Consider the following 12,806-nt stretch of genomic DNA (forward strand, 5'->3'; position numbering starts at 1 on the left):
CTGATGTACTGGCCACGCCGCTCGGCCGAGCGGCTCGGTGGCGTTCGGGGGGTGCGTATGGTCAGCGAGAACACTGCCAGGCTGGCGGTACTGATCGATGCCGACAACGCGCAGGCCGCGATCGTCGAGGCCCTGCTGGCCGAGGTCGCGAAGTACGGGACCGCGCATGTCAAGCGGGCTTACGGCGACTGGACGGGCACCAGCCTGCGGGGCTGGAAGGAGCGGCTGCTCGACCAGTCGATCCAGCCGGTCCAGCAGTTCGCCTACACCAAGGGCAAGAACGCGACCGACGCGGCGATGGTCATCGACGCGATGGACCTGCTGTACTCCGACCGCTTCGACGGGTTCTGCCTCGTCTCCAGCGACAGCGACTTCACCCGCCTGGCCGCGCGCATCCGCGAGTCCGGCCTGACCGTGTACGGCTTCGGTGAGCGCAAGACGCCCAAGCCCTTCGTGGCGGCGTGCGACAAGTTCATCTACATCGAGAACCTCCTGTACGACCAGGACGCCACCACCCCGGCCGCCGCGACGCTCAAGCCGGCGCCCCCGACACCGGCCGCCAAGCTGAAGAAGGACGCCGCCCTCGTCAACCTTCTCCGCAACGCCGTCGAGGCGGCCTCCGACGAGGACGGGTGGGCCGCCCTGGCGTCCGTCGGCCACATCATCACCAAGCAGCGCCCCGAGTTCGACTCCCGCAACTACGGCTACGCCAAGCTCAACGAGCTGATCGCCGCGACGACGCTGTTCGTCCTGGACCGCCGCAGCCCCGGCGACGGCAAGGCGAACATCATCTACGTCCGCGACAAGCGCCACCAGGACAAGAAGTCCTCCTAGCTCCCTTCACGCGCGCCAGCCGGGCGAGGGCGGTGCGGGCGGTCTGGTGTGAAGACGCCGATGCCGTTGGCGACCGCGCGTTCTGAGCCGTCCGACGGGGTGTTGCGGACGGTCACCGCGGGCTCGCCGGGGGACCGGGCGACGAGCGCCGAGGAGCCGCCGCCGTCGAGGTTCACGGCGTCGTCGGCGCCGGCCTTGTCGAGCAGGGACGCCAGTTCGGCGACGGTCACGCCGCCGCTGCGCTCGGACCTGCCGTCCACCACCACGAGGTAGAAGTGCCGGCCGTCGCGGCTCACCCCGGCCGCCGTGCGCGGCGCCGGGCCGGTGGCGCTCAGGCCGTCCAGCGGCCTGCCGTCGCGCAGGATCGGGAACCCGCCGACGGCGAACCGGAAGCGGACCGGCCCGGTGAAGCGGTAGGAGACCCGCACCCGGTCGCCGGGCTTGAGGCGGCGCAGCGCGCCGGCGCCCTTCTCCCGGCCGACGAGCACGGTCGTGCCGGACGGGATCGCGCCGCCGCCCACCGTGCCGGAGACCCCCGTCACGACGCCCCGCCGCACGGTCACCTCGGCGGTGTCCGTGCTGCACGGGTCGTTGCGCACCTTGTCCGTCCCGCACACCGCGCGCTGCCGCGACACATCCCCCCATTCGGGTCCGAAGGCCCCGACGCCGCCGACCGGGAGCGCGTACTGGTTGAGGCCGCGCAGGGCGATGGTCGTCTTGCCGGAGCGGACACTCCCGGCCAGGCGAAGGCGCCCCACGTGCCCGCGCCGGTCGACGCCGACGCCGATGACGTCCTCGGTGGACGTGCCGGGCGGCAGCGAGGGCCCGAAGCGCTGCCCGTCGGGCACGGCGCCCTTGAGCGGACGGCCGCCGTCCACCTCGGGCCCGGACGACGACCCCGTGGGCGCCACCCCGGCATGGGTCTCGCTGATGTTGAAGAAGTCGCCGTTCACTCCGGCCACGGCGTTCTGCGCGTCCGCCATCGCCGACACCGTGCGCCTTGCGGCGACCACGGGCGGCCGCAGGAGCCCGACCCCGGCCTGCCGCAGGTCGACGTCCACCAGATTCCCGGCGACCGCTCCGCCTGCCCCGGACGTCTCGAACCCCCGCAACGTCGCCCCGGACGCGAGCCTCTCGGAGGAGGTGAACCGCACGTCCCCGACCTCGGCCGAGACGCGGGCCCGCGCCCCTGCCGCGTCGGCGCGCTCCCCCGACCCGGCCCCGTCACCGGCCGGCGCGTCCGCCCGCGCCGGACCCCACCCGACCCCGACCACCACGACCGCCGCCGCCCCCACGACCGCCCACCTACCAGCCATCCGCCCACCTCTCCACCTGGCTTCTCTGCTTTTGATCATGACTCGCGCCGGGTGAAAGGCAAAGGATGCGGAGGTTGACACCCGGGGAAGATCGCGCGACGCCCACCGGCGGGGTCAGCCGAAGGTGGGGAGGCCGTAGCGGTCCTGGTCGGAGGGGCGGGGGGCCTCGGGGCCGTCGCGGCCCAGGCGGAGCATGCGGCAGACGCGGACCGTGCGGAACTCGCGGCCCCGGACGTTGAACCTGTGGCCCGGCGTCGCGCGGATGCCGTCGGCGATCGCGGTCCACTCGGCGAGTTCGGCGTCCGACGGGGAGTCGCCCTGGAACTCGCGGAGCCTCGGCATCAGGTCGGTGAAGTGGCGCGCCAGCCGGTCGCGGGCCTCCTCGGGGTCGTCGCCGCCGGTGAGCGGGGCCCAGGCCTCGCCGTCGACCTCCACCGCGATGAAGGTGGGCGGGAGCAGCACGACCCCGGGGTGCGTGCGGACCGCGTGCCGCGCCTCCGTGCGGACCATCTCCGGGACGGTGCCGGGCACCGGGAGCCGCCCGACGAGGTTCAGCCGGAGTTGCGCCTCCCACTGGCCGCACGGCGCGGGCGGGTCGAGCAGGTGGTCGCGCAGCAGGGCGTCGGCGGAGAGGTCGGCGTCGGTGGACCGGGGCGGCTCCATCACGCGGTCGCCGAGCAGGATGAACTTCTCCACCCGGATGACCCGGTAGCGGCGGTCGCCGATCTCCCACTCGTCCTTGGCGAGCTGCTCGCCCTCCTCGGGGTCGAGGCGCGCGGCCGCCGCGAGCATCGCGCGGGCGGTCGGGGGGTCGGTCTCCTGCGCGGCGGCGGTGCGGAGGTCGATCGCGAGGTTGTAGCGGGCGGTGGCCGGGCCGTCCGCGCCCAGCGACCCGATCCGCCATTCTTTCCCAAATTGCACCGCATGGCCGAATTCGGGGGATCCTGCGGGGAAGAGCTTCGGGTACCGCCGGATCCGCTCACCGAGTTCCCGGTCTCGGACGTCCGCGACCGGATCCAGCCGGGCCACCACGTTGATGTGGTCGTACCCGGGCATCAGCGGGAAGGTCATGCCCGCATCCTGGCCGGATGCGGCAACGCCCGCACGGCTTTTCCCCTATTCGAACGCCGGAAAGATTGGGAGTTGAGGTATTTGCAGCAGTTATTCGAGCGCCCTATCGGTGAGGATGATAACGGCTTTCGCATCGTCCGGACGGGGGCGGAGGCGCCCGCCCGGGGGCCGTCCGGCACGGCGGCATGGGAGCCGACGCCGTGCCGGACGGCGGTCTCGCGGAGCGGGCGTCAGGGACTGCCGCAGGTGACGGACGGGGCCGCCTGGTTCCCGCCCGGGGCGTTGACGGTGAACCCGAAGGAGGCGGACGCGCCCGGAGCGAGGTTCGCGTTCCAGCTCACCGGCTTCACCGTGACGACGTTGCCGCTCGTGCTCGGGGTCCCGTTCCACAGGCCGCTGATCTGCTGGCCCGAGCCCATCGTCAGGACGGCCGTCCACGAGCTGACCGCGCCGGCGCCCGCCGTGATGGTCACCTGGCCGTTGAAGCCCGTGTCCCACTGCGCGGTGCGGGTGTAGGCGCAGGTGACGGTGCCCGGATCGCCAGGGCCGCCCGGGTCCGTGCCGCCGAGGGCTTCGAGGGACGCGTTGTAAGCGGGCTTCTTGCCGTAGTTCCCGTCGAACAGCAGTGCTGCCCCCTCACCGGGGAAGACGTCGGGAATCCACGAGTACTTGTCGGTGATGCCCCAGACGGTGATGACGGTGCAGCGCGGCACGGCGAGGCACGCGGAGACGACCTTCTTGTAGTCGTTCGCCTGGGTGGCGAGCTTGGAGGCGTCGGCGGGCGTGGACATGCGGATGTCCAGTTCGGTGATGTGGACGTCCACGCCCAGGTCGGCGAAGCGCTGCATGTTGGCCTGCATGTCGGACGGGACGCCCCCCAGCGTCAGGTGCGCCTGCAAGCCCACGCAGTCGATCGGGACGCCGCGCGCCCTGAAGTCCTTGACCATGGCGTACACGGCATTGCTCTTCGCGTTCTGGCCGTCGATGTTGTAGTCGTTGTAGCAGAGCTTGGCGCCGGGGTCGGCCGCGCGCGCCGCCCGGAACGCCTCCTCGATGTAGCCGTCGCCGATGACGCGCTGGAACACCGAGTCGCGCCGGGCGCCGGAACCGTCCTGGAACGCCTCATTGACCACGTCCCAGTAGGCGATCTCGCCCGCGAAGTGGCCGGCCTCCTTGGCGATGTGGTTCCGCATGGCGCTCAGCAGGTCGTCGCGGGAGGAGATGGCGCCGACCCAGCCCGGCAGCTGGTTGTGCCACACCAGGGTGTGCCCGCGGATCTTCATGCCCTGCGCCTGGGCGTGGCCGACGAGCTGGTCGGCGGCGCCGAAGCCGAACGAGTTCCTCGACGGCTCGGTGGTGTCCCACTTCATCTCGTTCTCGGGCGTGAGCTGGTTGAACTCGCGGTCGAGCGTGGAGGCGTACGCCGACTCGCCCATGTGGGACTGGGCCGCGGCGGCGCCGAAGACCCGGCCTTTCGCCGCGGCGGCCTCCTTGAGGGTGCCCGGGGCGGCCGACGCGGGGAGCGCGACGGCGACCAGCGCCGCCAGGAGCAGTGCGCTCGCGCCGAGCAGCGCGAGGAGTGCTCTCCTCATGGTCTCCTCCTTGGGGTGGGGGGACGAGAACAACCGAAAAGTTTCGACATCTTTTCGGTAGCCGAAGGGAAAGTAACCCCAGGAAACTCGGGCGTCAACGGTCTTTCCTTGTTTTCACAGGTCAGTGAAGTTTGCTGGTGATCCGGTCCAAGATCGTCCGTCGAAAGTTTTCGGACTGTGCTGGCGGGAGAGTCGGTCTCGATGCCATCTGCTGATCGATTCCGTTCGATCGAAGGTCGTTTTTCTCGATCGAGAAAAATGTGCGGCGAAAAACGCCGGACGGACCATTGAAATAATGATCGATAGGGCATCTTCCTAGGGAGGGGCGGAACGGAATCCATTCACATGCCAGTCGTTTTCCGCTGCCCCGGAACAGCGGACCGCGGCGTCCGGCGGGCTCCGCGGCGGAAGGGAGATCGATGGGAGATGCGGCAGTGCCGCGCGCCGACCTCGTGCTGGAGGGCGGCGGCGTGAAGGGCATCGCGCTGGTCGGCGCGATCGCCGAGACGCAGGCGCGGGGTTACCGGCTCGGCGCGCCGGCCCGCGTCGCGGGGACGTCCGCCGGCGCCATCGTCGGAGCGCTGCTGGCGGCCGGGATGCCGGTCCCGGAGATGGTCGAGCTCATGCGGAAACTCGACTACCGGTCGTTCCAGGACGGCTCGCGCTTCGCCGTCGTACGGGGCCTGTCTCTGCTCACCACCCTCGGGCTGCACAAGGGCGACGCCCTGCACCGGTGGATCTCGGCGCGCCTGAAGGAATGCGGGGTCGAGACGTTCGGTCAGTTGAGACTGCGCGATCCCGATTCGGCGCTCCCGCCGGAGCGCGCCTACAAACTCGTCGTCGTGGTCTCCGACGTCAGCAGCGGGCGAATGGTCCGCCTGCCGTGGGACTACGAACGGTACGGACTGGATCCCGACGAGCAGCCCGTCGCGGACGCGGTGCGCGCCTCGGCGTCCATTCCGGTGTTCTTCCGGCCGTGCCGCGTCTGCCGCAAGGACGGCCGCGCCTGCGTCCAGGTGGACGGCGGGATGCTCTCCAACTATCCGATCACCATCTTCGACCGGGAGGACCGCGAGCCCCGCTGGCCGACGTTCGGAGTGAAGCTGTCGGCCCGCCCGCTTCCCGGGGGCGTCTTCCCGCAGTGGCGCGCCGTCCGCGGCCCGGTCGGCTACGGGCGCGCGCTCGTCTCGACGATGGCGGAGGCGCACGACCGGGTGCAGATGGACGAGCCGGCCATCGTGGCCCGCACCATGTTCGCCCGCACCGACGGCGTCCTCGCGACCGACTTCGACCTCGACGCAACGACCCGCGACCGTCTCTACACGGCGGGCCGCGAGGCCGCGGCCCGCTTCTTGGACGACTGGGACCACCGTGCCTACCTGGCGCGCCACCGTGCTCCCCGCCCCGTCGCGAGCCCGGCCCCCGACTGACGGCGCCGATCCCGGCCCCGGGTCAGAGGGTGGCGGCCAGCTCGTCGAGGGCGGTGGTGAGCACGTCCACGCCCTTCAGGAACTCGGCGATCTCGATGTGCTCCTCATCGGAGTGGTCCAGCGAGCTGTCGCCCGGCCCGTACGTCGCCATGGGCACGTCCCAGTGGGGGGCGACGGTGTTCATGTCGGACGTGCCCGTCTTGAGGGTGGGCCTGGGCGTCCCGCCGTGCCGCCGGATGGCCGCCGACACCGCCCGCACCACCGGATCGGTCCGTCCGCGCCGGACCGCCGGGACGTGCCGGACGACCGTGACCTCGCCGCCGTTCGCGCGGGCGCGCAGCCGCTCGGCCAGGGCCTCCGCGTCGTACCCGGGCGGGACGCGGCAGTCGACGTCGAGACGCGCCTCGGTGAGGTCGCCGTGGACGCCGCGCAGGGTGGCGGCGGGCAGCCCGAACGCGCCGTGGTCGCGCTCGGGGCCGAGCGCCTCCAGCAGGTCGTGCCAGAACGCCACCGCGACCTCGGTGGCCTTGGCGGCGGGGTTGGTGGAGTGCGTCGCGGCGCGGGCCACCCGGTACCCGATGTCGATCTTGCCCTTGTAGCCGAGCACGACCCGCGACCAGCCGCTCGGCTCCCCGACCAGCAGCGCGTCCGGCGCGGGGACGGTGCGCGCCAGGTGCTCGCCGCCCCGCGACAGCCGTTCCTCCTCCACCGCGCCCACGACCCGCAGGGTGCCGGGGAACGAGGGCCGGGCCGCCGCCGCGCTGATCATCGCGGCGAGCGGCCCCTTGGCGTCCGCGGCGCCCCGGCCCACGAGCCGACCGCCCTCGCGCCGCGCGGGCAGCGGCCGGTCGACGGTGTCGAGGTGGCTGAGCAGCATCACCACGGGCCCCCGGCCGGTGCCGATGTCGCCGATCACGTTGCCGGCCTCGTCGCGTCCCGCGGCCATGCCGAGGTCGTTCATGACCTTCTCCAGGTACCGCGCCAGCTCGTCCTCCCGGCCGGAGGGGGAGGGGATCGACAGCATCGCGTGCAGCAGGTCGACGGGGCCGCTCATGTGATCTCCAGTGTCGTGCCGGCGCCGTCCAGGGCCGCGGTGACCGGGCGGGGGATCCGCCCGTCGCCGATCGACACCCGGGGGACGCCCGCGAGCAGGGCCTCGCGGGAGGCGATGAGCTTGCGGTGCATGCCGCCGCTCGCCGCGTGGGGGACGGGGCCCTCGCGCGGGAGCGGGCAGCGGTCGAGCAGGGAGCCCTCGTCGGACGGGTCGCGCAGCACGCCCGGCGCCGCCGTCAGCAGGACCAGCCGCTCGGCGCGCAGCGCGCCCGCGACCGCCGCCGCGACCCGGTCGGCGTCCACGTTCACCGGCGCGCCGTCCTCGCCCAGCGCGGGCGGCGACACCACGGGCACGAAACCCGCGCCGACCAGCACGTTCAGCAACCGCGGCCGGACGCCGGTGAGCCGCCCGCTGTGGTCGTCCCGGACGATGACGGTGCGGCCGTCGCGCACGGTGCGCTGCGCGGGCTTGCGCCGCGCCCGCAGCAGCCCGCCGTCCAGCCCCGTCACTCCGACGGCCGGGACGCCGCTCGCGGCCAGGGCGCGCAGCAGCCGCGGCTTGACCCGCCCGGCGAGCGCCAGCGTGAGCACCTCCAGCATGGCCGGATCGGTGTGGCGGCTGGTCACGCCGCTCGGCGAGACGAGGGTGCGGGCGGGCACGCCGAGGTCCGCGGCGAGCCGGTCGACGTCGGCGGCGCCGCCGTGCACGAGGACGGCCCGGCCCGCGAGCCCGGCGAGGTCCGCGCACACCGTCTCGGCGGGCACCGCGCCGCCGCACTTCACGACGACGATCCCTCCCGCGCCGGCCCCCATCAGACCGGGTGCAGGCCGGGGAACCCCAGGCCCAGGGTCTCGGGCTGGCCGGTGCGGATGTTCAGGCACTGCACCGCGGCGCCCGCCCCGCCCTTCACCAGGTTGTCCAGCGCGGCGATCGCGGTGATGCGGTCGCCGTCCACCGCGAAGCCGACGTCGCAGTAGTTGGACCCGGACAGCAGCTTCGGATCGGGGAGCCGGTGCGTTCCCGTGCGGTGCGCGACGATCCGCACGAACGGCTCGCCGGCGTAGCGCTCGCGGTAGGCGCGGCGGACGGCCCTCTCGTCGGCGGAGGCGGCGCCGGTGGCGTGGCAGACGACCTGCACTCCGCGCACGGCCTCGACCCCGGTGGCGGTCATCCTCGCGTTCAGCCCGGTCAGCCGCGCCACCTCCGCCTCGTGGCGGTGCCGCACGGGGGCGAACACCCGCAGCGCGCCGCTGCGTTCGGCGTGCAGGTTGGCGTCCCCGGCGAGGGCGCCCGACCCGCTCGACCCGGTGCGGGCGTCGATCTGCACGTCCGGGCCGATCAGCCCGGTCAGGGGGTGCAGCGCCAGGATCGCCGCCGTGGCCATGCACCCGGGCACGCTGATGAGGTCGGCCTCGGCCAGCTCCGCGCGGAACAGCTCGGGGACGCCGGGGACGAACGCGCCGAGCAGTCCGGGCGCGGCGTGCGGGACGCCGTAGTACCGCTCGTAGACGGCGGGGTCGGGGTCGCGGAAGTCGCCGGAGAGGTCGATGACCGTCCTGGCCCGTCCCCTCATCCCGGGCAGCAGGCTCATGGTGGCCTTGTGCGGGGTCGCCGTCAGCAGCACGTCGCAGGCGCCGAGGTCGTCCGGGGCGCTGAACAGCAGGTCGGTCTGGGCCCGCAGGTTGGGGTGGACGGAGTCCACGCGGCGGCCGGGGAACCGGGTCGAGACCGCGTGCGCGACCTCCGTCCCCGGATGGCCGATGAGCAGCCGCAGCAGCTCGCCGCCGAGGTATCCGGCGGCGCCCAGGACGCCGACCCGGATCACGCCGCCTCCAGCAGGTGGGAGACGATCGCGTCCGCGACGTCCACGTCCGCGCCGTGCGCGTCCTGGAACCCGCGGAACTCGACGTTGTGGTTGACCTCCAGGACGAGCGGCCCCTCGGGGCCCTCGATCAGGTCGACGCCCAGGATCCCGCCGCCCACGGCCCGCGCGGCCCGCAGGGCCGGCTCGACCAGGTCGGGCGTGAGCGGGCAGGGCTCGGAGCGCGCGCCCCGGGCGGCGTTGGTGCGCCAGCCGTCCGAGTAGCGGTACGTCGCGCCCACCACCGTGTCCCCGGCGACGATCACCCGGATGTCGCGTCCCGGTTTGTCGACGAGTTCCTGCAGGTAGACGATGTGCTGGAGCGGGGAGGGCAGCGCGGCCCGGTGCTCCAGGACGGCCTGCGCCGACTCCCGGTCGCGCACGGCCGCCGCGAGCCGTCCCCACGACCCCGTCAGCGGTTTGATCACCACGGGGAAGCCCAGCCGCTCTGCGGCCTCGGCGCCCTCGTCCGGGGTGAGCGCGACCGCCGTGCGCGGGGAGGGGACGCCGGCGCGCTCCAGCTCCAGCGAGGTGCGCAGCTTGTCGCCGCACACGGTGATCACCTCCGACCGGTTGACCGTCGGCACCCCGCGCGCCTCCAGGATCATCGACGCGTAGAGGGCGCGGCTGTGGGAGATCTCCCGGTTCAGCGCCGCCGCGTACCGCGGCCCGGCGCTGGCCGCCCCACCGCCCAGTTCGGCGCTGAACCGCCGGGTGTCCACGTGCGCGTACGGCACGCCGCGGCGCTCCAGCGCGGCGAAGACGCGCTTCTCCTCGTACCGCACCCGGGAGGCCAGCACGGCCACCGGCCTCACTCGCCCCAGTCCTCCTCGATCTCGGGGGCGAGCGCGAGGGTGACCGGGTCGAGGCCGACGACCTCCAGCTCGCTGGAGCAGTCGGCGCACTGCGCGATCTCGCTGAGCCGGACGGGCTCGGCGAGCTGGACCGGGCCCTCACACTCGGGACAGGTCTGGGTCATGCGTGCCACCTCCGTGGGTTCCGCTGGTCAGGTGCAGCGCGGCGGCGACGACCGCGCCCGCCGTGATGCCGTACCGGTCGAGCAGGTCCTCCTGGCCGCCCGCGCGCTCGGCGAACGTGTCGGGCATGCCGACCCGCGCCACCCGGGCCGGCGCGTGCTCGGCGAGGGTCTCGGCGACGGCGCCGCCGAGGCCGCCCGAGCGCCAGTGCTCCTCGACGGTGACGACGCCCGCGGTGCCCTCGGCCGCCGCGACGACGGCCGCGACGTCGAGCGGGCGCAGCGTGTGCAGGTTGAGGACGGCGGCGCGCACGCCCTGCCCGGCGAGCCGGTCGGCGGCGCGCGCCGCGGCCAGCACCGGGTGCGGTCCGCAGGCGACGATCGCCACGTCCCCGCCGCGCCGCAGCCACTGCGCCCGTCCGATCTCGAACGGGCCGCCTCCGGGCGCCGCGCCGTCCAGGTCGGGGGTGGCGGACCGGCCGAGCCGGATGTAGGCGGGGCCGGGCAGCGCCGCGCTCTGCCGGACGGCCTCGCCCGCCTGCCCCGCGTCGCCCGGGACGACCACGGTGAAGCCGGGCAGCGCCCGCATGATCGCCAGGTCCTCCAGCGCGTGGTGGGTCGGGCCGAGGTGCCCGGCGGCCAGCCCGCCGTGGGTGGCGACGATGCGGACCGGCAGCGCGTTGTACGCGATGTCGATCTTGATGGCCTCCAGCGCCCGGGTCGCGGCGAAGGTCGCCATCGTGGTGACGAACGGGACGTTCCCGCTGGCGGCCAGGCCCGCGGCCGTGCCCATCAGGCTGTGCTCGGCGATGCCGAGGTTGAGGTAGCGGCCGGGGACGCCGGCGAAGGCGGCCGCCTCGAACAGCCCGGTGTCGCTGTCCAGGCAGTACAGCCGGTCGTCGGCGCGCATCAGCTCCGGCAGCAGGTCGCGGTACACCTCCCGCGCGGAGCGCGGCCGGGGCGTCTCCTGGGCGCGGCCGGCCGTCATGAGACGGCCCGCCTGCGCCGGGCCTGGAGCACGGCCAGGGACCGCTCGGCCTGGCGGCCGCTCAGCCTGGCGTAGTGGCTGCGCGTCTTCGCCTCCAGCGACGGCAGGCCGCGCCCCTTGACGGTGCGGGCGAGGACCACCGTCGGAGGCCCCTCCCCGGTTCCGCCCGGGGCGAGCGCCTCGCGCAGCGCGCCGAAGTCGTGGCCGTCGGCCTCGCGCACCGTCCAGCCGAAGCTGCGCCAGCGGTCCGCCAGCGGCTCCAGCCCGATCGCGTCCTCGGTGGGGCCGGTGATCTGGAGGCGGTTGCGGTCGACGACGGCCGTCAGGTTGCCGAGGCCGAGCGAGGCCGAGGCCATGGCCGCCTCCCAGACGGCGCCCTCCTGCAGTTCGCCGTCGCCGAGGACGGCGAAGCAGCGGCGGCCCCGGTCGGCGACGGCGAACCCGTTGGCGAGCGCGAGCCCGTGCCCGAGCGATCCGGTGGGCATCTCCACCCCCGGCACCGCGCGGACGGGGTGGCCCATCAGCCGGCTGCCCGGCCGGGAGTACTCCGCCAGCTCCGCGACGGGGAAGTAGCCCCGCTCGGCCAGCACCGCGTACAGGCACATCGCGCCGTGCCCCTTGCTGAGGATGAAGATGTCACGCTCCAGCGCGGCGGGGCGACGCGGATCGACCCGCATCACCTCGAAGTACAGCAGGGTGAGGATCTCCACCAGCGACATCGACCCGCCGAGGTGACCGCCCTCCGGCCCGGCGCACATCCGCACGATGTGCTCGCGGACCCGGTGGGCGACCGCCGGAAGGTCCGCCGCCGGACCGGCCGGCGCCGGCGCGCCCATCAGCGCCCGCCGGGAAGCGAGGCGAGCACGAAGTGGCCGGGCAGGTGGACGGCGAGGCCCTCGCGGATCTCGGCCACCAGCGCGTCCCCGTCCAGCCGGATCGTCGAGGACCGGCGGTCCAGCAGCGTCGCGGCGGCGGTGAAGTCGCCGACGAGGGCCGTGCCCGCGGGCACCATGCGGGTCCTGCTGACCTTGACGCCCTGCACGGCGAGCCGTTCGAGGAACGCGCCGTCCGCCACGAGCGGCCACCAGTCGTCGGGGTGCATGACGATCCCGTCCGCCGACCCGCCGTACCACTCGCACAGCGCCGCCGTCGCGAGCAGGGTCCGGGCGGCCGAACCGCCGTCCGCCGGGTCGGAGGGCCGCTTGCGCAGGCCCGGGACGCGCAGCAGGCCCTGGATCGGCCCCGTCCCGTTGAGCAGGACGTCGTTCTCCGCCGTGCCGAGCCGCACCAGCAGGCGGTAGTCGACGAACGCGGCGAGCGCGGCCGGGTCGGCGAGGATCTCCTTGGGCACCGGCACCGAGGCCCGCACGACCTGCGTCCGGACGGTCGCGGAGCCGACCTCGAACTCCCACTCCGGCGCGGCGTCGTCCGGCGAGGTGTTCTCCGCCCGCTCGGTGAAGACGGTGACCTCGTCGGCGCCGACGACGGCCTTGCGGAGCAGGTGCCGGACGGTCAGGCGGGGACGGCGCTTGGCGGGCGGGAACAGGTCGCTGATGGAGGCGCGCAGCTCGACCGCCGCGTCCGGCCCGTGACGGGCGTGGGCGAGCGCGAACTCCTCGCCCGGGCTGCGCCGGGTCAGCTCGGGGTCGTCCAGCATCATGCGCACGTCGGGCACCGGCATCTC

Annotated in this window: 13 protein-coding genes; 2 read left to right on the top strand and 11 right to left on the bottom strand. The window is 74.0% G+C overall.

All coding sequences use genetic code 11. The annotated features are described in order from the left end of the window. The first annotated feature begins 57 nt into the window (after positions 1–57). On the top strand, positions 58–834 hold the full coding sequence (locus AB0C69_RS01970) for an NYN domain-containing protein (RefSeq protein WP_345179355.1): 777 nt from the start codon (positions 58–60) through the stop codon (positions 832–834). Here the strand turns inward: AB0C69_RS01970 and AB0C69_RS01975 are convergent. The 3 genes from AB0C69_RS01975 to AB0C69_RS01985 form a co-directional block, all read right to left on the bottom strand. After that, positions 831–2,150, bottom strand: coding sequence for a phosphodiester glycosidase family protein (locus AB0C69_RS01975; protein ID WP_360348531.1), 1,320 nt, complete (start codon positions 2,148–2,150; stop codon positions 831–833). The genes AB0C69_RS01970 and AB0C69_RS01975 overlap by 4 nt on opposite strands. 114 nt (positions 2,151–2,264) lie before the next feature. Then, positions 2,265–3,221 (bottom strand): DUF5954 family protein, encoded by a 957-nt coding sequence (locus AB0C69_RS01980; protein ID WP_345179371.1) that lies wholly within the window; start codon positions 3,219–3,221, stop codon positions 2,265–2,267. Between the two features lie 230 nt (positions 3,222–3,451). Beyond that, a complete protein-coding gene (locus AB0C69_RS01985) occupies positions 3,452–4,813 on the bottom strand; it encodes an endo-1,4-beta-xylanase (protein ID WP_360348535.1) in 1,362 nt (453 codons plus the stop codon). 419 nt (positions 4,814–5,232) lie between these two features. On the opposite strand from AB0C69_RS01985, the gene AB0C69_RS01990 reads away from it, so the two are divergent. Next, on the top strand, positions 5,233–6,243 hold the full coding sequence (locus AB0C69_RS01990) for a patatin-like phospholipase family protein (protein WP_360348538.1): 1,011 nt from the start codon (positions 5,233–5,235) through the stop codon (positions 6,241–6,243). Between the two features lie 22 nt (positions 6,244–6,265). On the opposite strand, the gene AB0C69_RS01995 is transcribed toward AB0C69_RS01990, so the two are convergent. From AB0C69_RS01995 to AB0C69_RS02030, 8 genes are read right to left on the bottom strand one after another with little or no spacing between them, the layout of a single operon-like run. After that, positions 6,266–7,297: a M20/M25/M40 family metallo-hydrolase gene (locus AB0C69_RS01995; protein WP_353834706.1), complete on the bottom strand. Its 1,032-nt coding sequence runs from the start codon at positions 7,295–7,297 to the stop codon at positions 6,266–6,268. Further along, positions 7,294–8,079 (bottom strand): [LysW]-aminoadipate kinase, encoded by a 786-nt coding sequence (locus tag AB0C69_RS02000; protein WP_345179378.1) that lies wholly within the window; start codon positions 8,077–8,079, stop codon positions 7,294–7,296. Before AB0C69_RS02000 ends, AB0C69_RS01995 begins: the two co-directional genes overlap by 4 nt. A 29-nt stretch (positions 8,080–8,108) precedes the next feature. Then, positions 8,109–9,122: an N-acetyl-gamma-glutamyl-phosphate reductase gene (gene argC / locus AB0C69_RS02005; protein ID WP_360348543.1), complete on the bottom strand. Its 1,014-nt coding sequence runs from the start codon at positions 9,120–9,122 to the stop codon at positions 8,109–8,111. After that, positions 9,119–9,973 (bottom strand): lysine biosynthesis protein LysX, encoded by an 855-nt coding sequence (gene lysX, locus AB0C69_RS02010; protein ID WP_360348546.1) that lies wholly within the window; start codon positions 9,971–9,973, stop codon positions 9,119–9,121. The genes argC and lysX overlap by 4 nt, the downstream gene beginning before the upstream one ends. Next, a complete protein-coding gene (gene lysW, locus AB0C69_RS02015) occupies positions 9,970–10,137 on the bottom strand; it encodes a lysine biosynthesis protein LysW (RefSeq protein WP_179846692.1) in 168 nt (55 codons plus the stop codon). Before lysW ends, lysX begins: the two co-directional genes overlap by 4 nt. Beyond that, positions 10,112–11,122, bottom strand: a complete 1,011-nt coding sequence (locus tag AB0C69_RS02020) for a transketolase C-terminal domain-containing protein (RefSeq protein WP_345179384.1) — start codon at positions 11,120–11,122, stop codon at positions 10,112–10,114. Before AB0C69_RS02020 ends, lysW begins: the two co-directional genes overlap by 26 nt. Then, the gene (locus AB0C69_RS02025; RefSeq protein ID WP_345179385.1) at positions 11,119–11,958 is read right to left on the bottom strand and encodes a transketolase; all 840 of its coding nucleotides are present in this window, start codon (positions 11,956–11,958) and stop codon (positions 11,119–11,121) included. The genes AB0C69_RS02020 and AB0C69_RS02025 overlap by 4 nt, the downstream gene beginning before the upstream one ends. Then, on the bottom strand, positions 11,958–12,803 hold the full coding sequence (locus AB0C69_RS02030; RefSeq protein WP_360348551.1) for a family 3 encapsulin nanocompartment shell protein: 846 nt from the start codon (positions 12,801–12,803) through the stop codon (positions 11,958–11,960). Before AB0C69_RS02030 ends, AB0C69_RS02025 begins: the two co-directional genes overlap by 1 nt. Positions 12,804–12,806 lie beyond the last annotated feature (3 nt).

The sequence above is a fragment of the Actinomadura sp. NPDC048032 genome (assembly GCF_040653175.1).
GTDB classification, from domain to species: domain Bacteria; phylum Actinomycetota; class Actinomycetes; order Streptosporangiales; family Streptosporangiaceae; genus Spirillospora; species Spirillospora verrucosospora.